The organism is Campylobacter sp. RM19073 (genome assembly GCF_024723495.1).
Lineage (GTDB): Bacteria > Campylobacterota > Campylobacteria > Campylobacterales > Campylobacteraceae > Campylobacter > Campylobacter porcelli.
Genome location: NZ_JANQCT010000002.1, coordinates 85,491 through 101,451 on the forward strand (window position 1 = coordinate 85,491; position 15,961 = coordinate 101,451).

16 protein-coding genes and 1 tRNA gene are annotated in these 15,961 nt (G+C 33.1%); 14 read left to right on the forward strand and 3 right to left on the reverse strand.

What is annotated here, in order from left to right; all coding sequences use genetic code 11:
- Nucleotides 1-11 precede the first annotated feature (11 nt).
- The 8 genes from CSUIS19073_RS01745 to CSUIS19073_RS01780 all read left to right on the forward strand — a co-directional run bounded on the left by CSUIS19073_RS01745 (nucleotide 12) and on the right by CSUIS19073_RS01780 (nucleotide 5,757).
- A complete protein-coding gene (locus CSUIS19073_RS01745) occupies nucleotides 12-503 on the forward strand; it encodes an LPP20 family lipoprotein (protein ID WP_086237057.1) in 492 nt (163 codons plus the stop codon).
- Nucleotides 479-871, forward strand: coding sequence for a hypothetical protein (locus CSUIS19073_RS01750; RefSeq protein WP_086237058.1), 393 nt, complete (start codon nucleotides 479-481; stop codon nucleotides 869-871). The genes CSUIS19073_RS01745 and CSUIS19073_RS01750 overlap by 25 nt, the downstream gene beginning before the upstream one ends.
- A 3-nt stretch (nucleotides 872-874) precedes the next feature.
- Nucleotides 875-2,017, forward strand: a complete 1,143-nt coding sequence (locus CSUIS19073_RS01755) for a sigma-54-dependent transcriptional regulator (protein ID WP_086242344.1) — start codon at nucleotides 875-877, stop codon at nucleotides 2,015-2,017.
- A gap of 77 nt (nucleotides 2,018-2,094) precedes the next feature.
- Entirely contained in the window at nucleotides 2,095-3,129 is a 1,035-nt protein-coding gene (locus CSUIS19073_RS01760; protein ID WP_086242343.1) for an aspartate-semialdehyde dehydrogenase, read from the forward strand.
- Entirely contained in the window at nucleotides 3,122-3,649 is a 528-nt protein-coding gene (locus CSUIS19073_RS01765; protein WP_086242342.1) for a YqhA family protein, read from the forward strand. The genes CSUIS19073_RS01760 and CSUIS19073_RS01765 overlap by 8 nt, the downstream gene beginning before the upstream one ends.
- Nucleotides 3,650-3,663: 14 nt before the next feature.
- Nucleotides 3,664-4,695, forward strand: coding sequence for a uroporphyrinogen decarboxylase (gene hemE / locus CSUIS19073_RS01770; protein WP_086237062.1), 1,032 nt, complete (start codon nucleotides 3,664-3,666; stop codon nucleotides 4,693-4,695).
- Nucleotides 4,695-5,603, forward strand: coding sequence for a radical SAM protein (locus tag CSUIS19073_RS01775; RefSeq protein WP_086237063.1), 909 nt, complete (start codon nucleotides 4,695-4,697; stop codon nucleotides 5,601-5,603). Before hemE ends, CSUIS19073_RS01775 begins: the two co-directional genes overlap by 1 nt.
- A gap of 79 nt (nucleotides 5,604-5,682) precedes the next feature.
- A tRNA-Asn gene (locus CSUIS19073_RS01780) sits at nucleotides 5,683-5,757 on the forward strand.
- Between the two features lie 630 nt (nucleotides 5,758-6,387).
- Here CSUIS19073_RS01780 and CSUIS19073_RS01785 read toward each other — a convergent pair.
- The 3 genes from CSUIS19073_RS01785 to CSUIS19073_RS01795 all read right to left on the reverse strand — a co-directional run bounded on the left by CSUIS19073_RS01785 (nucleotide 6,388) and on the right by CSUIS19073_RS01795 (nucleotide 10,288).
- Complete coding sequence (locus CSUIS19073_RS01785) at nucleotides 6,388-8,244, reverse strand: ammonia-forming cytochrome c nitrite reductase subunit c552 (RefSeq protein WP_086242341.1); 1,857 nt, start codon at nucleotides 8,242-8,244, stop codon at nucleotides 6,388-6,390.
- Nucleotides 8,245-8,295: 51 nt separating this feature from the next.
- Complete coding sequence (gene nrfH / locus CSUIS19073_RS01790; RefSeq protein WP_086237274.1) at nucleotides 8,296-8,766, reverse strand: cytochrome c nitrite reductase small subunit; 471 nt, start codon at nucleotides 8,764-8,766, stop codon at nucleotides 8,296-8,298.
- A 205-nt stretch (nucleotides 8,767-8,971) separates the two neighbouring features.
- On the reverse strand, nucleotides 8,972-10,288 hold the full coding sequence (locus CSUIS19073_RS01795) for an MATE family efflux transporter (protein ID WP_086237065.1): 1,317 nt from the start codon (nucleotides 10,286-10,288) through the stop codon (nucleotides 8,972-8,974).
- 198 nt (nucleotides 10,289-10,486) lie between these two features.
- On the opposite strand from CSUIS19073_RS01795, the gene CSUIS19073_RS01800 reads away from it, so the two are divergent.
- The 6 genes from CSUIS19073_RS01800 to CSUIS19073_RS01825 are packed head-to-tail and all read left to right on the forward strand — an operon-like array spanning nucleotide 10,487 to nucleotide 15,946.
- Nucleotides 10,487-10,762 (forward strand): hypothetical protein, encoded by a 276-nt coding sequence (locus tag CSUIS19073_RS01800; RefSeq protein ID WP_086293411.1) that lies wholly within the window; start codon nucleotides 10,487-10,489, stop codon nucleotides 10,760-10,762.
- Nucleotides 10,743-12,350, forward strand: a complete 1,608-nt coding sequence (locus CSUIS19073_RS01805; protein WP_086242339.1) for a TonB-dependent receptor domain-containing protein — start codon at nucleotides 10,743-10,745, stop codon at nucleotides 12,348-12,350. The genes CSUIS19073_RS01800 and CSUIS19073_RS01805 overlap by 20 nt, the downstream gene beginning before the upstream one ends.
- Before the next feature lie 9 nt (nucleotides 12,351-12,359).
- Nucleotides 12,360-13,343 carry an ABC transporter substrate-binding protein gene (locus CSUIS19073_RS01810; RefSeq protein WP_086242338.1) on the forward strand — a complete coding sequence of 328 codons (984 nt, stop codon included), beginning with the start codon at nucleotides 12,360-12,362 and terminating at the stop codon, nucleotides 13,341-13,343.
- Nucleotides 13,340-14,140, forward strand: coding sequence for an ABC transporter permease (locus CSUIS19073_RS01815; RefSeq protein WP_086237069.1), 801 nt, complete (start codon nucleotides 13,340-13,342; stop codon nucleotides 14,138-14,140). Before CSUIS19073_RS01810 ends, CSUIS19073_RS01815 begins: the two co-directional genes overlap by 4 nt.
- Complete coding sequence (locus CSUIS19073_RS01820) at nucleotides 14,140-14,829, forward strand: ATP-binding cassette domain-containing protein (protein ID WP_086237070.1); 690 nt, start codon at nucleotides 14,140-14,142, stop codon at nucleotides 14,827-14,829. Before CSUIS19073_RS01815 ends, CSUIS19073_RS01820 begins: the two co-directional genes overlap by 1 nt.
- Nucleotides 14,822-15,946 (forward strand): NnrS family protein, encoded by a 1,125-nt coding sequence (locus CSUIS19073_RS01825; RefSeq protein ID WP_086237071.1) that lies wholly within the window; start codon nucleotides 14,822-14,824, stop codon nucleotides 15,944-15,946. The genes CSUIS19073_RS01820 and CSUIS19073_RS01825 overlap by 8 nt, the downstream gene beginning before the upstream one ends.
- The last annotated feature ends 15 nt before the right edge of the window (nucleotides 15,947-15,961 follow it).

The following is a 15,961-nucleotide window of genomic DNA, read 5'->3' on the forward strand; positions in this document are numbered from 1 at the left end:
GGTTGTAAGGTATGAAAAGAGTTTTATCAGTATTAATTGTAGGATTGGTGCTTAGTGGTTGTGCAAATACTATCTCTAGCTTAAATCAGCAGCCAACAGAGGTAGTAGTGCAAAAAGTGGATAAAGATGATATTAGAGATATTATCAAAAACGACAAGATGCTTCCTACTATGGATTTAGATAGTGAAGCTGTATTTACGGCTGTAGGAGAAGGAATTCCGCCTATGGATACAGTTAGCCCAGCTCAAGCTAGAGCTCTAGCTAAGCGTTCAGCTATAACAGATGGTTATAGACAGCTTGCTGGCAAACTATATGGCGTTAAAATCAACGCTAAAGAGACCGTAAAAGACGCAATGCTACAAAGCTCTGTGATCGAAGCTAGAGTATTAGGACTAATTAAAAATGCTTCAGTAATCAACCAAGATTTTAAAGATGGTCTATACAGGGTTGAAATGGAGCTAAAAATAGATCAAGAAAAGTGGCAAGAGCTCTTTGCTTATTAATAATTACTCTAAATACTCTATTTGGAAGTGATGAGTTTATCTTTTGGGCTAAGCTCATCGTCTCCAATGGGGTTATTAGTAGTGATAATATCGCTATCTCAAGCTCTATGGTAAAGGGCTATGATAGTAAGCAAATTATCTGCACCATTAAATCTGATAAACCATCAAATTTAAGCTCATTAGAGTATTTAAATTTACATAAAGATGAGCTATTTGAGTGCTTTATCAAAGAGCAAGTTAAAATCTTAGAAAATTCAATAACTAATTTAAATTCTGCTAATTACACCACAGAATTAACCATCATTCCACTTCGCTTTATAGTGGAATTTAAGCCAGGTAGTGCTACAATAAGCAAAATCATAAGGTAAATCATGAATGTTGTAATTGTAGAAGATGATATAAATATGCGAAAATCTCTTGAAATAGCTCTTGGAGATTATGAAGAATTTAGCGTAAAATCATACAAAAGTGCCACAGAAGCCCTTAAAAAGTTAAGTAGTGATACTGATATAATCGTAACTGATATAAATATGCCTGGCATGGATGGGCTAGAGTTTATCAAAGAGTTAAATGGAAAATATGATGTTATAATTATGACTGGAAATGCTACCTTAAATAGAGCTATTGAGAGCGTTAGACTTGGAGTAAAGGACTTTTTAACCAAGCCATTTGATATTGACACTTTAGCTACAGCTATTAAAAGAACAACTTTAATCACTCAAAAAACCAAAAAGCCAAATATCACAACACAGATTAAAAATAGCAATTTCTTATCAGCGTCTGCAAATTTAGATAAAACCTTAAATATCGCCAAAAAGGCAGCTCAAACAGATGTAAGCGTAATGATAATGGGAGAGAGTGGAGTTGGTAAGGAGCTATTTAGCAGATATATCCATGAAAATTCAAAACGAAAAGATAATCCACTAATGGCTATAAATATGGCAGCCATTCCTGAAAATCTGCTAGAAAGTGAGCTATATGGGTATGAAAAGGGTGCCTTCACTGATGCTACAACGACTAAAAAGGGGCTTTTTGAACTTGCTAGTGGCGGAACGCTATTTTTAGATGAAATAGGCGAAATGCCACTAAATTTACAACCAAAGCTACTACGAGCTATTCAAGAGCGTGAAATAGTCCGCGTAGGAGCTAGTAAGCCTATCAAAATAGATGTAAGGATAATTAGTGCTACAAATGCAAATTTAGAGCAAAAGGTAGCTAATGGAGAGTTTAGAGAAGATCTATTTTATAGATTAAATACCATTCCGCTTAAAATTCCACCGCTTAGAGAGCGTAAAGATGAGATCGAAGGGATAGCCGCTGCGACTTTAAAAAGAGTTTGTGCTGAGTATGAACTAGGCCAAAAAGAGTTTAGCAAAGAGGCCATTAAAGAGCTTTTAGATTACAATTATCCTGGAAACATAAGAGAGCTTATTAGCATTGTCGAGCGTGCTGCGATATTAAGCGAAGAAAAAAACATTAGCAAAGAAGATCTATTCATCTATGCTAAAAAATAACCTTGCTATCTAAATTTGCCTTATATTAAGTTAAATTTAGATAAAATTGCGAGTTAAATTTAAATCTAAGGCGTAGTATGAGAAAGTATAGTATAGCAGTAGTCGGAGCTACTGGGGCTGTAGGCGAAGAGATTTTTCGTGTTTTAGAAGAGATGAATTTTCCAGTTGGCGATATATTGCCACTTGCAAGTGCTAGAAGCGTTGGGAAAGAGATTGAATTTAAAAGCAAGAGCTATCCTATTGTCGAGCTTACTGATACTGTATTTGAAGAGCATGAGATAGATATAGCATTCTTTAGTGCTGGTGGAAGTATATCTGCTCATTTTGCACCGCTGGCTGCGGCTAGCGGGGCTGTAGTTATCGATAATACTAGCCACTTTAGAATGGATCCAGAAGTGCCTTTAGTGGTGCCAGAGTGTAATCCAGAGGATATTTCTCAGTGGCATAATAAAGGTATAATAGCCAACCCAAATTGCTCCACAATCCAAATGGTTCAAATCCTAAAACCTCTTGATGATGCCTTTGGTATCCAAAGGGTGGATGTAAGCACATATCAAGCTACAAGCGGAGCTGGTAAAAAGGGTATGGAGGAGCTAGTTTTACAGATGCAAAAGTTTTTTGAATTCAAGCTTGATGAGTGTGAGCCAAGTGCTTTTAAGCATCAAATCGCTCTAAATGTAATCCCACATATTGATATATTTTTAGAAAATGACTACACAAAAGAAGAGATGAAAATGGTTAATGAAACCCAAAAAATCCTTCACAAAAATATACAAGTTAGTGCTACTTGCGTTCGTGTGCCAGTCCTTAGAAGTCATAGCGAGAGTATCACTATCAGATTTCAAACAGCAATTGACGCACAAAAAGCAACTCAAATTCTAAAAAACGCTCCAAGCGTAGTAGTCCAAGATAGCCCAAAAGATAATCTATACCCAATGCCAATCCACGCTAGTGATACAAATGATACTTATGTGGGTAGGATTAGACGTGATAATTACGATGAGAGCATACTTCACCTATGGTGCGTAGCTGATCAAATCAGAGTTGGCGCTGCTACAAATGCGGTTAGAATAGCACAAAAATGGATAGAGCTACAAGAGCAAAATGGATAGTGTAAAAAACAAGATAGAAAGGCTATTTGAAGGGCTTTTATGGAAGTCTAGAATGGTTACCTTGCTTCCTGTGATATTTGGATTACTAGGAGCTTTTGTAATGTTTATTGTAGCTAGTTATGATATTATAAAAGTATTTATCTATGCTTGGAATTACCTAGTATTAGGCGATCATAGTATAGATTTACATAGTGATGGCGTGGGGCTTATCATCGGTGCGATAGATCTATATTTGATGGCGCTTGTATTTTTTATATTTAGCTTTGGAATTTATGAGCTTTTCATTAGTCAAATCGATACAATTAAAAACTCCAGACAGGCTAGAGTGCTTGAAGTTCATAGTTTAGACCAGCTCAAAGATAAGATTGGTAAGGTTATTGTGATGGTTTTAGTGGTAAATTTCTTTCAGCGTGTATTACATGCTAAATTTACCACACCGCTTGAAATGGTATATTTAGCATTATCGATTTTAGCTCTTTGCTTGGGTCTATATTTCTTACATAAAAGCTCAAAACATTAGGATAAAGGATATTTATGATTTTTATAGATGCGTGTTTTGGTAAGCCAACACCTTATACTCCAGTTTGGATGATGCGTCAAGCTGGTAGATACCTTCCTGAATATATGAAAGTAAGGTCTGAAGCGGGGGATTTTTTATCACTTTGTAAAGATTATAAAAAAGCTAGTGAGGTTACACTTCAGCCTGTGGATATTTTAGGCGTAGATGCGGCGATTCTTTTTAGCGATATTTTGGTTGTTCCTATGGAGATGGGTATGGAGCTTAAATTTGTAAAAGGCGAAGGGCCGCTATTTCCTAAACCAATTGCCACGATGGAGGATTTAGATAGATTAAGTAGCGATAAAGCTATTAAAAATTTAAGCTATGTATATGATACCATTAAACTAACTAGAGAAAAATTACCACAAGATAAAGCTCTAATAGGCTTTTGCGGTGCTCCATGGACTATAGCTACATATATGATCGAAGGCGGTAGCACCAAAACCTATAATATCTGCAAAAAAATGGTATATGATAATCCGCAATTTTTACACGCTATTTTGCGTAAAGTAACTAACGCACTCAAACTATATCTATCAGAGCAGATTAAAGCTGGGGTCAATGCCGTTCAGATATTTGATAGCTGGGCTGGAGCATTAGAAAAAAGTGCTTATATGGAATTTGGATTTAGCTATATTAATGAGATTGTAGATTACTTAAAAAGCAATTTTCCTGATATAGCTGTGATTGTCTTTCCTAAAGGGATTGGCGGATTTTTAGAAGATATTAGCGGTAATTTTGATGTGCTGGGTGTGGATTGGAGTACTCCGCTTAAAAGCGTCAAAAACTCACTAGGTAAAAAATATGTCCTACAAGGCAATATGGAACCAGCAAGACTATATAGCAAAGATGCGATAGATGATGGCGTAGATGAAATTTTATCAATTATGGGTGGCAAAAGGCATATTTTTAACCTAGGCCATGGTATTTTGCCTGATATTCCAGTTGAAAATGCCAAATACTTTATCAAATCTGTCCAAGAAAAATCCGCAAAATATGCAAAATAATGAAGTATAAATTCATATTTGGCCCAGTGAGTAGCCGCAGATTTGGTAGCTCACTTGGGATTGACTTAAGCCCAGAGCAAAAAAGTTGTAATTTTGACTGCTTATACTGCGAATTAGCTAAAGCCAAGGTTGTCCGCACCATAGCAAATGAGCCAAGCACTAGCGAGATAATAAATGAGCTAAAAGACGCCCTTAGCGAATTTAAAGATATTGATGTTATCACTATTACGGCTAATGGAGAGCCTAGTCTATATAGCGATTTATCAAATTTAATTGCTCAAATAAATCTACTTAAAACTACGCAAAAATCATTAATTCTTAGCAATGGAAGTGCCGTTTTAAACCCTAAAATATCAAACACCCTTTTAGAGCTTGACATTGTTAAATTCAGCCTTGATAGTGCTAATCCAAAGACATTTCGCAAAATAGATAGGAGCATCGATAAGATCGATACAGATAATCTAATAGAGCTAATGAGCGAATTTAGGATGAAATTTAAAGGTGAGCTGATTATGGAAGTTTTGGTTGTGGCTGGTTATAATGATAGCGATGATGAGTTTATAGCATTAAATAAAGCCTTTAAAAAGATCTCACCCCATAGAATAGATATAAGCACCATAGATCGCCCACCAGCTCATAACGCTAGTGGCGTAAGTAGCCAAAAGCTACACCATCTATCTACTTTCATAGACGCAGCACCGGTAAATATCGCTTCTAAAATGCCCTTAAAATCTAAATTTGATTATAGTCAAGATGAGCTAGAAAAGCTTCTTAAATTACGCCCTCAAAGCCTATATGATATAGAAAATAATTTCACGCAAAATGCAAAAATAAATTTACAAAACCTAATAAATCAAGGCAAAGTGATAGAATGCGATTTAGCGGGAATGAAATTTTATAGAATTTAATAAATATCTTATATTTAAGCTAAATTTAATTGACAAATATTAAATTATTAGATATAATTCCAGCTCATTTATACAATATTCCGGATTAGCTCAGCGGTAGAGTAGTCGGCTGTTAACCGATTGGTCGCTGGTTCGAATCCAGCATCCGGAGCCACTTTATATTTATCCCCCCCCTATTTTATAATCTTAACTAATCAAATGATTTTACTTACTATTTTGATTAAAATTAGCAATTATACTTTATAATCTTATAATTTTTAATATTTTAATTTTTATTTAAAATAAATTGTCTCGCCACGCTTAGTCACTTTAGTATAAATTAAACTTACATATAATTTGCCTAACTTCTTGTTAATTTGATAATAACTAAATTAAAGCGACAAGGCAGTTTGCTTATATATCAATTGGTTAAAAATAAAATAATAGCAAATTTATAGATATAAACATAAATTCTCATCAAATTTAGCTAATAGATATTTTTATTTAGCATAATATACTATAAGATAAAGTGCGATAATCACACAATACTAGCTATCATTTAATAAAATCGTAAATCACCACTCCGCCTTTTTAAACCGTATATCTCCTTGTGTCAGAGCCTAAAATATCGCTAAAAAGTTATAATAACTAAGGGTAAGATAGTGAAAGCTAAATTATAAATTAAGTATTAACCTAAATTTATAGTACTTAAAAGTATATTAATTGGATAAAAGTAATTTTAAATATTTGTATCTAAGAGATAATATTAAAGGTAGGGCGTAAGCCCCACCTTGTAAATCTAGGATTAGTCAAGAACCTTATGGTTATAAGGTTTGTTATTTTTATCTAATTCTAGAAGTTTAGCATCTGGGTTATCATTTATATTGCTGTGTTCATAATAGCGATCGCCAGCTTTATGGTTTTTACCTGTGCTTTGACGAGCGTCATTTAGATCCACTTTATAGCGAATTTCACCTGGATTTAATTTTTGAATATCCTCAAAACCTAAATTGCTAGTTTTAAAATCACTAAATCCATATTCAAGAGCTATTTCGCTTAGTTTGGTTTGACCCATTCTAGCCATTTCTAAAGCTTGAAGTAGCATTCTACTAGCTTCTCTTGGGCTATGGAAGCCAGTTGAGTTTTCAGCACCCACAAAGTCGCCTCTCATTTGACCTTTTCTATGTAATTCTAAAACTTCTTTTAACACTGCAGAGATTTTTTTGTCATCTGCTTTGCCATCTGTTTGAAACTCAGGAAGTGCGCCTAGTCTATCACGCATATTTTTAATATCGTTTATTAGGCTTACTGTAGCATACTCTACTGATCTTAGATCAAATGCGATTGATCTTTGTATATCTTTGATTTGTGCTTTTAGCTCCTCTTCGCTTTGAGTATGGCAGCTTTTACAAGCAGCGTTAATATCTTTAAGCGGAGATGTTACATTGTGATTTGTCATTTTGCTTGAGCCTTTTCTCACATATGGCATATGACAATCAGCACAGCTTACACCATTTGCAGCATGGACTGAGCTTGAGTATAGCTCTGTTTCAGGGTGCTGGATTTTTAGCATTGGTGCTTTTGTAATTTTGTGAGCCCAATCTTGTGGGAATATAGAGCGAGTTACATCTTCATCGTAATACTCATCAAACATCTCAATTCTAAATGGTTTATTTTTGCCCCATTGTTTCCATGGGAATACTAGCTCAATACCATCAACTTCAATTTCAGTAGCTTTATTACCATCTCTCCAGCTATCAAATTCATCATAAGTTTTTTGAGTGCCGTTCCACCATTTTTTATCTGTATCATTAGCGATTGATTCACCGATAGTTTTGACTTTTTCACCTGTTGGGCGGAAATAGTACTCAACATGGCATTGCGCACAAACTAAGCTTCTCATCTCACTTCTAGTAGCTTTCACACCTGTTACAGGATCTGGCTCATAGCCTCTCCATTTTGTCAAAGCATTGATTAAAGCGGTGCGAGTTACACGAAGTTCCATTGTATTTGGCACATGGCAATCAGCACAGGCAACACCCATTCTTTTACCGCCATGAGGGCCACTGTGTTCTGGGCTATTTTCTGTGATGCCTTCTAATGCTGGGACATTTTTGATCATTGTCCAGTATTTAGCACTATTAAATGAGACCCATTTTTCACGAGGCGTATCGCCTAAAGCAGCGTTATTTTCTAGCCATTTTGTCCAACCGCTATGGCAATTCATACAGGCAGCTGGCTGACCGTTAAAAGCAGGAAAACCATGTGAATTTAAGAAATCTTTATTGTTTCTTGCTGTATCCATTTGATCTACTTGAATCCAGAAGTGGCCACGCTCTTCATTTGCATCTATAGAGAATGGATAACCAGCCCATAAAACCGTAAGTTGTGGGTATCTAATCAATTTAGAATATGAGTGATTTCCACCAAATTCAGTCTCAAACGGAGCTTCAGTTTCAACTGTTTGATACATATCTATATATTCAGGGAAATTTTTACCCCAAACATTAAAGCGTGGATCATCATCGCTCATATTCACCACATCTTTAGAGACTACACCAGCCATATCAGGCTGAGCTTTTTTGTTTGAAATGTCTTTGTTAAATAAAACAAAGCCGATCAAAACAATGATGGCTAATACCGCCAAAAGAGCCTTTTTCATACTCCTATCCTTTCTATAAAAGTTAAATTTACTCTATTACTAAAATCAATCTTAGAACCCACGAGTGTGGCCTACGCTAGCGTGACATTTAACGCAGCTTAGCTGTTCATTAGCGTGATTTATAGTTGTTGTTGGATTTACCACTACTGATACCATTTGAGAGTGGCAGCGAACGCAGTTTGCTTGTACCATATTTTTACTCATTTTAGTTGCAGTGAAATTTTGAGGTAAATCATCTAATTTAAAGGTAAATGCATAAGCGTGTGATATACCACTTTGAGCTTTAGCTATCCATTTATCCACAAATTCATTAGGTAAATGGCAGTCATTACAGCTTGCTAATGGCTTGCCGTTTATCTCTCTTGAGTGGGCACTTTTACGCCAGCTAGCATATACATCATTCATAACATGGCAGTTATTACAGGCTGCACTATCATCGCTAAAATAAGACATACCCTTAGCATTGTAAAAAGTATATCCAGCAGCCACAATAATGATCGCTACAACAACTAAAAACCACATAAATGTAGAGTTATTACTATTACCTTGCACTTTATCCTCCTTCCCAAAAAGATAAAAATGTTAAATGAAATTGTAATGAATTTTAATTTTTTTGTCAATAAAATTAAACTTAAACTTCGATTTTATCATATTTTGAAAGCAATCTTTCAAGCATATTTTTACGCAGATTTAGTTTAAATTTGATTAATATAATTTTTATCTTATTTTATACTACGGCCTTATTTTGCCACTTTTTGCTCTTCCATCTTAATGCGTTTGTCATACCACGCAAGGCCTCATCAGCACAAAATCCAATCCAAACACCCACAATTCCAAGTCCAAAATAAAAACATAAAACATATCCAACAGGCAAAGAAATCCCAAACATAAATATCACCCCACTAAAAAAGCAAAATCTAGCATCGCCACTAGCACGAAGTGAATTTACCATTATAATATTAAATGTTCTAGCGACTTCAAGAAATATAGAAAGAGCAAATAGAGGTATCATAATCTCTTTTAAAATATCATTTAAATTTAAGATACTCATAGTTTGATTTTGTGCTAAATAGCTGCTAAGAGCTACTAAAAATGAGGCTAAAAGGCTGATATATAACGCTCTCCAAGTGTGTTTATATGCGATTTGGAGTTTTTTAGCACCTACTAATTTGCCAATTATTATCTCATTTGCGACGCTGATTGCTTGACCAATTAACATTATAAATAAGGAAATTTGAAAATATATGGTTTGGACGCTTAAATTCTCCTTGCCAAGACTAGCTACAAAGCCAAAAGCTATTGTATATTGCACGATCCAAAGCAGATTTTCGCCAGCTGACCAGCCGCCAATTTTCATAATTTTGGCTATTACTTCTCGTTCAATTGTGACAAATTCGATTAATTTTAGCTTAAATTTAACTATATAAATGAGTATAAATATCAAAATTAATATAGCCAAAACTCGCCCTATTATAGTAGATAGCCCTACGCCAAAAAGCTCACTTTGAGTAAAATTTAATACATAAAAGTTCCCAATTAATGTAACTCCATCCATAAAAACAGTCACAAACATAACACTATAAGCTCTATTATAAACACGAATTATAGAAGCTAGCACGATCCCAACTGCATCAAAAAATAGGCAAATTCCAAGCATATATAGATAAATTGTGCTTTGTCTCATTAGCTCTTGTGGGACATTCATAAGCTCTAAAATCCACTCCCCATGCCACAATATCCCAGCCCCACATACTAAACCTAAAATGAAATTTAAAAATAAACTTTGATGTATCGCCTTAGAGGCTAAATAGCTGTTTTTAGCACCGATAGCTTGAGATATTACAACCGAACAACCAATACTTAAAAATGTAAAAATCGTGATAAAAATATCTAAAATTTGATTTCCAGCACCCATAGCCCCAACTAAGAAATTTGAGTATGCTGCGACCATTAAGGTATTGATAATAAGCGACAAATACCGCAAAAATAATTCAAAAAATATAGGAACGCTAAGAGCTTTGAGTGAGAGTTGTTTAGAGGACATTTGATCGCCTAATTATAAATTTGATTGCTAAATTCTAGCATAATAAGAATAAAAATTAAATTTATAATTTAATAAAAATATAAATTCTTTTTTTTAAGATATTATTAAATTTCTTTGATGAAATATCTAAATTTTTATATTAAATTAAGTTTAACTAAGCTAGAATTTGATTTTAATATTAATTCTCAAGGTATAAAAATGAGTAAAAATTTAGGCTATTCTTGCTTGGCTTTAACTATGATTGCAAATTTAAATTTACAAGCAGAAAATTTAGCTAATCCTAAAGAAATAACACCTTTAAAGCAATTCTCTCCACCGCCATTAATCAATCCAAATATCACTCTTGGCTACTATCTAGAGAATCGATTTGATAGAACTTTTCGCACTTCATATTACCGAGTTACAGATATAATTGATAAATCCTTAGATCTATTTCATATAAGTGGCGGGTATTTTGATCATAAAAAATTATAGCACCATATTATTAAGAGCTAGAGAGTCTAATCTCTATACTACATTAAATGCTCACACAACCAATGCCACCCCATATAGAAGTGCTAATGGAGATAAGATTAATTTTGGTTATAATCGAGATGGAGTAAATTTAATATTAGGCTATGTGTTTGATCCATTTAATGAGATTAAATTTAGCTTTTTAGAAGATAATATAAAAAATGATAAACAACCTCAACATACGATGGATCTACTATATACAAGGCGTTATGTTTCTAAGATTAATTATAGATTTGGGTTTAATGATCTATCTGATACTTTAAATTTTGATCTTTCTTATATTAAATTAGATCGAGAAGCTGATAACTTCTCAAATCGTCAAAATAACGCAAATCAAGTAAAGATGAGAGTAGATAGGGATATTTTTAATACTAGTGTAAAATATGATAAAGATATTTTAAGCTTTCATAATCTAATTGGAATTGGCTACACGCATGATAATCACATAGCAAAACGATACGCCAAAGCAAATAATCGGAGTGAATTTAAATTTAACGGCTATAGATTTCCAGATATAGAAGTAGATGAGTTTAATCTATTTGATACAATAAAATATAGTATTTCGCCAGCTCACGCTATATCAATTGGATTAGAATATGATTATAATAAAGCAAAAATCAAAGCCTTAAATGATGTAGTCCAAAGTAATGGTGTGATTAATATAACTCCACAAATTATATGGAAAAACCACTATGGAGATATATTTGATGGAGATATAAATCAAGACGCTTTAAGTATGGCTACTAGATATGATTTTACCCCTGATGATACTCAAATTTACTCTTTGAGTTTAGAAAGCATTGAGAGAATTCCTAGCAATGATGAGAGATTTGTCTCCTTAAATGGCGCAAACGCTCAAGGCTGGGCATCAAACCCAAATTTAAATCCAGAGCGTAGAAATAGAATAAAAACTGAATTTAAACTAAAAAATAGCAATTTCATAGACTATATGAGTTCTAAATTTGATAATGATTCTTGGCAAATTGGAGGGCATTTTATCGCTGATTGGGCTAATGATTTTATAATTTTAGATCGCAGTAAATCCATAGCCACAAAAGGCAATGTAATATCTAGGAATATCGATGCGAGGCTATATAGCCTTAATGGAAATCTAAGCTATAATTTTTTAGAAAATTTTGGTTTTAAAACAAATATATATTATAATTACGGAGAAAATAAAAGCGATAATAGACCTCTTTATCAAATAGCACCACTTGAGATGACTTTAAATTTAGATTATCAAAATTATACCAAATTTGGCAAATACTCTATAGGTGCTGCCATGAGAGCTGTGGCTAGTCAAAATAGAGGTGATTTTGATAAAAATAGCGGTCTTGGTATAGATAATAAAACAGGCGGATTTGCTATATTTGATCTATATGCAAGTATTGCTATTAAGGGTAATTGGGAAGCCAGATTTGGTGTTAATAATATTTTTAATAAAAAATATAGTGAATATATTAGCGGTTCGCATGTAGAAGCCATAGAGCCATCTGCAGTGGATGCACCAGGTAGGGGATTTTATGTTTCATTTAATGGCAAATTTTAGGAGATAATGATGAATAATAGAAGAGATTTTTTACAAAAAAGTTCGATTTTAGCTCTTGGGTCTTTGGGTGTTTTGAGTATTCCAAATTTACTCTTTGGTAATAAAAATAGAGTTGATATTTGGAATGCGCCTGCGATTATATCGCTTATTGTGGCTGTAGCAATAAAGCAAGGAATGGCAAAAGATTTAATAAACCTAAACTATAAAGAGTGGAGAAATCCTGATCAATTAAGAGCTGGATTTGCAAGTGATTCGTTTTTGCTATCAAGCTCACCTGTAAATGTAGGACTAAATTTGGCAAATCAAGGACTTGATATTAAGATGCTAAATATCTTAACAAATGGATTAAACTACATATTTAGCAAGGATAAAAATTTAAGCTCATTAAAGGATTTAGAGGGTAAAAAACTAATTATGGCATTTAAAAATGATTTGCCAGATATTGTTTTTAGATCATTATGTATAAAAAATAACATAAATTTAGACAAAATCAATATCACATATGTCCAAACTCCACCTGAAGCGATGATGATGTTTTTAAAAAAAGATTTTGATAATATCCTTATATCTGAGCCTATGGGATCGGCAATGGGTTTAGCAGCTAAGAAAAATGGAGTTGATATAAAACGAGCTTTAGATATACAAAAAATATGGGCTGATACATTTAAGCAAGCCCCTATAATTCCGCAAGCTGGATTGATAGTAAATGGTAGCTTTTATCAAAAAAATATAGAATTTTTCAATACTTTTCATCAAGATTTAAAAGATGCTTTAATATGGATAAACTCTAGTCCTGACCTAGCAGCACAATTTGGCTCTAAATACCTACTTGTACCACAACCAGCGATAAAAGAGGCTATAGCTTATGCCAATTTGAGAGTGGATAGATGTAAAGATATTTCTGATAATTTAGATAGATTTTTTAGCATAATCTATGATATAAATCCAAAACTCATAGGTGGAAAAATGCCTAGCAAAGAGATATATTTATGATAACACAAGATGGTAACGCCATAAGACTTAACGCTTTTCATAAAATTAGCAACTACCTAATAGAAGGACTTAGTGGGCTTGGAATCATAGCTCTATTTTTAGGAGTGTGGCATATTGGCTCTAAGATTAGTGGGGAATTTATCTTACCAGCCCCGCTTAATGTCCTTCAACGCTCACTTGAGATTATCGCAAGTAGTGATAATCAAATTTTACTAACAATATATAGAACAACTATTAGCATAGTTTTTGCCTTTATTATTGGCTGGATTTTAGGCGTAATAGCTGGAAGCTTTAAGACATTAGCTAGATTATTTAAACCACTGATGGATATATTTTTAGCCATTCCACCAATTATATGGATTGTTATAAGTTTGTTTTGGTTTGGGATTGGAAGTGTGAGTGTGATTTTTTCTGTATTTATAGCAATTTTTCCTTTAAGCTTTGCAAATTCTATGCTTAGTGTGATTACTCTTGATGATAGGCTAGATGAAGTTTGTATCGCTTATAAATTAAATTTATTCAAAAGATTAAAAGCCTACTATCTGCCACATATCTTGCCATATCTTTTAAATTCGCTAAATATCATAACTGCTATGGGAATTAAGATTATGATTATGGCTGAGCTACTTGGTGCTAGCGATGGAGTTGGGGCTAAAATCGCAGATGCTAGAACTTACCTAGATACTACTGAAGTTTTAGCTTATGTTACGATTATGATTGGGTTTATTTTGCTATTTAATTTTCTTTTTATAAAGCCTATAAAGATTATATTTCTGCCTTGGCTTAAGGAGAGTTGATGAGTATTTTAAGAGTTGAAAACTTAAGCTATTATATAGCTCAAAAGCCTATAATTAAAGATTTTTCCTTAAGTCTAAATTTAGGTCAGATTGTAACACTTTTTGGTCCTTCTGGATGTGGAAAAAGCACATTTTTAAGGCTAATTAGCTCTATTTTAAAACCAAAAGATGGAATTATAAATCATAGTGGCAAAATCTCATATATATTTCAAGAGCACCGCCTTTTTGATAGTTTAAGCGTCTATGAAAATATCGCCTTAGTGATGAAAAGAGCAGATCCAAAGTGGATATATGATAACCTTAGCGATTTAGGTCTTAGCAAAATAGATGCTAAAAAATATCCCAATGAACTAAGTGGCGGTATGAGAGCTAGGGTAGCTTTTATTAGAGCTTTGGCTTATAATGGGGATTTGATATTGCTTGATGAGCCATTTAGTGGTATTGATTTTACCATGCGTCAAATATTAATGGAGAAATTAAATTCAGCCATAAAATCAAATAATAAAGCCGCTATTTTAGTTACTCATGATGCTTATGAGGCTTGTAAGCTATCTGATATTATAATTTTTTTATCACAAACTCAAATGCAAATAGAAAAAACTCTAAAAATAAATCAAAAAAATAGAGATGAAAAATTTATAAAAGAGCTTTTTAATAGCGAATTTAAAGGGAGAATTTACTTTGATTAGTAGTTTAAAAGAGTTAATTTATGATTTTTTTATCCACCCTATGAGACTATTTTTTATAATGAGTGGATTATTTGCTATTTTTGGGACAATTATACTGATATTTAATATTGGCGATTTTATATCATTTCATAAATTTATATTTATAGAGCTTTTTGTCTCTAGTGCTTTTGTGGGCTTTTTGCTTACTGCTGTGAGCGATTGGGCTGATTATAAGGGGAGTTTGTTGCCTTATAGCGTAATTGGATTTATATTATTAATTCTAGCTTTATCAACTCAAATTTTAGGCTTTAATGGCTCTATTTTTATAGCATTTTTATGGAGCTTTATAGCTATAACGACCTTAATTTGGCTGATAAAAGCTAAGAATTATGATAATTTTAGCTTGATTTTTCTTCTTTGTTTTATTGCTTTTATTGAATTTTATGGGGTTATTTACGAGCCTAAGCCCTATGCATTAATACACTGCTTTATGGGTGGAATTATTTTAATTGGATTTAGGATTAGTACTGTGCTTGCTAGATTGGCTTTAGATAGAAAATTTAAAGATAATTCATATATATTTATCCCAAATCCAATTTTAAAAAATATCTCCTATATCTCTCTTTTAGCCCTTGCTTTGTGCGATATTTTAAGATTAGATAATACTACTTCTGGATTTATCTGTGCTGGAGCTGGATTAATTATCCTAAGTCAAATATCACAATGGCATCATAGAGTATTTCTAAGCACACATTATACATTTATATACTATATTTTATTATTTGGAAGCGGGCTAATATATCTAGCTTTGGGGGTTGATTTGCTATTTGGGCTTAATTTTACCAGCACAATATTACATGGGATTACCATTTGGAGCACTATAGGATTTATCTTTTTTGTATTTAATGTATCATCGCTTAGACATAGCGGACAAGCAACTTTAAACCTACCAATCTGTGGTAAAATAGGAATTATTCTACTAGCCATCGCTACTATATCAAAGCTATTTTTAGCCCAAATTTGGGATATTTTTTATATTACAATTCCAGCTATATTAGTTGGATTGCTCTTTTTAATCTTTGTTGGTAGATATACTATAATATATAAAAACAACCCATTTACAGATGATCCTGAATAATAAAGATAATTAAAT

Excerpts from the sequence above, each read along its gene's own strand:
- CSUIS19073_RS01765 (WP_086242342.1), top strand. The coding sequence starts at position 3,122 with ATGGATAGTGTAAAAAACAAGATAGAAAGGCTATTTGAAGGGCTTTTA.
- CSUIS19073_RS01810 (WP_086242338.1), top strand. The coding sequence starts at position 12,360 with ATGAATAATAGAAGAGATTTTTTACAAAAAAGTTCGATTTTAGCTCTT.
- CSUIS19073_RS01795 (WP_086237065.1), bottom strand. The coding sequence starts at position 10,288 with ATGTCCTCTAAACAACTCTCACTCAAAGCTCTTAGCGTTCCTATATTT.
- CSUIS19073_RS01800 (WP_086293411.1), top strand. The coding sequence starts at position 10,487 with ATGAGTAAAAATTTAGGCTATTCTTGCTTGGCTTTAACTATGATTGCA.
- CSUIS19073_RS01745 (WP_086237057.1), top strand. The coding sequence starts at position 12 with ATGAAAAGAGTTTTATCAGTATTAATTGTAGGATTGGTGCTTAGTGGT.
- CSUIS19073_RS01755 (WP_086242344.1), top strand. The coding sequence starts at position 875 with ATGAATGTTGTAATTGTAGAAGATGATATAAATATGCGAAAATCTCTT.
- CSUIS19073_RS01775 (WP_086237063.1), top strand. The coding sequence starts at position 4,695 with ATGAAGTATAAATTCATATTTGGCCCAGTGAGTAGCCGCAGATTTGGT.
- hemE (WP_086237062.1), top strand. The coding sequence starts at position 3,664 with ATGATTTTTATAGATGCGTGTTTTGGTAAGCCAACACCTTATACTCCA.
- nrfH (WP_086237274.1), bottom strand. The coding sequence starts at position 8,766 with ATGTGGTTTTTAGTTGTTGTAGCGATCATTATTGTGGCTGCTGGATAT.
- CSUIS19073_RS01760 (WP_086242343.1), top strand. The coding sequence starts at position 2,095 with ATGAGAAAGTATAGTATAGCAGTAGTCGGAGCTACTGGGGCTGTAGGC.
- CSUIS19073_RS01815 (WP_086237069.1), top strand. The coding sequence starts at position 13,340 with ATGATAACACAAGATGGTAACGCCATAAGACTTAACGCTTTTCATAAA.
- CSUIS19073_RS01820 (WP_086237070.1), top strand. The coding sequence starts at position 14,140 with ATGAGTATTTTAAGAGTTGAAAACTTAAGCTATTATATAGCTCAAAAG.
- CSUIS19073_RS01785 (WP_086242341.1), bottom strand. The coding sequence starts at position 8,244 with ATGAAAAAGGCTCTTTTGGCGGTATTAGCCATCATTGTTTTGATCGGC.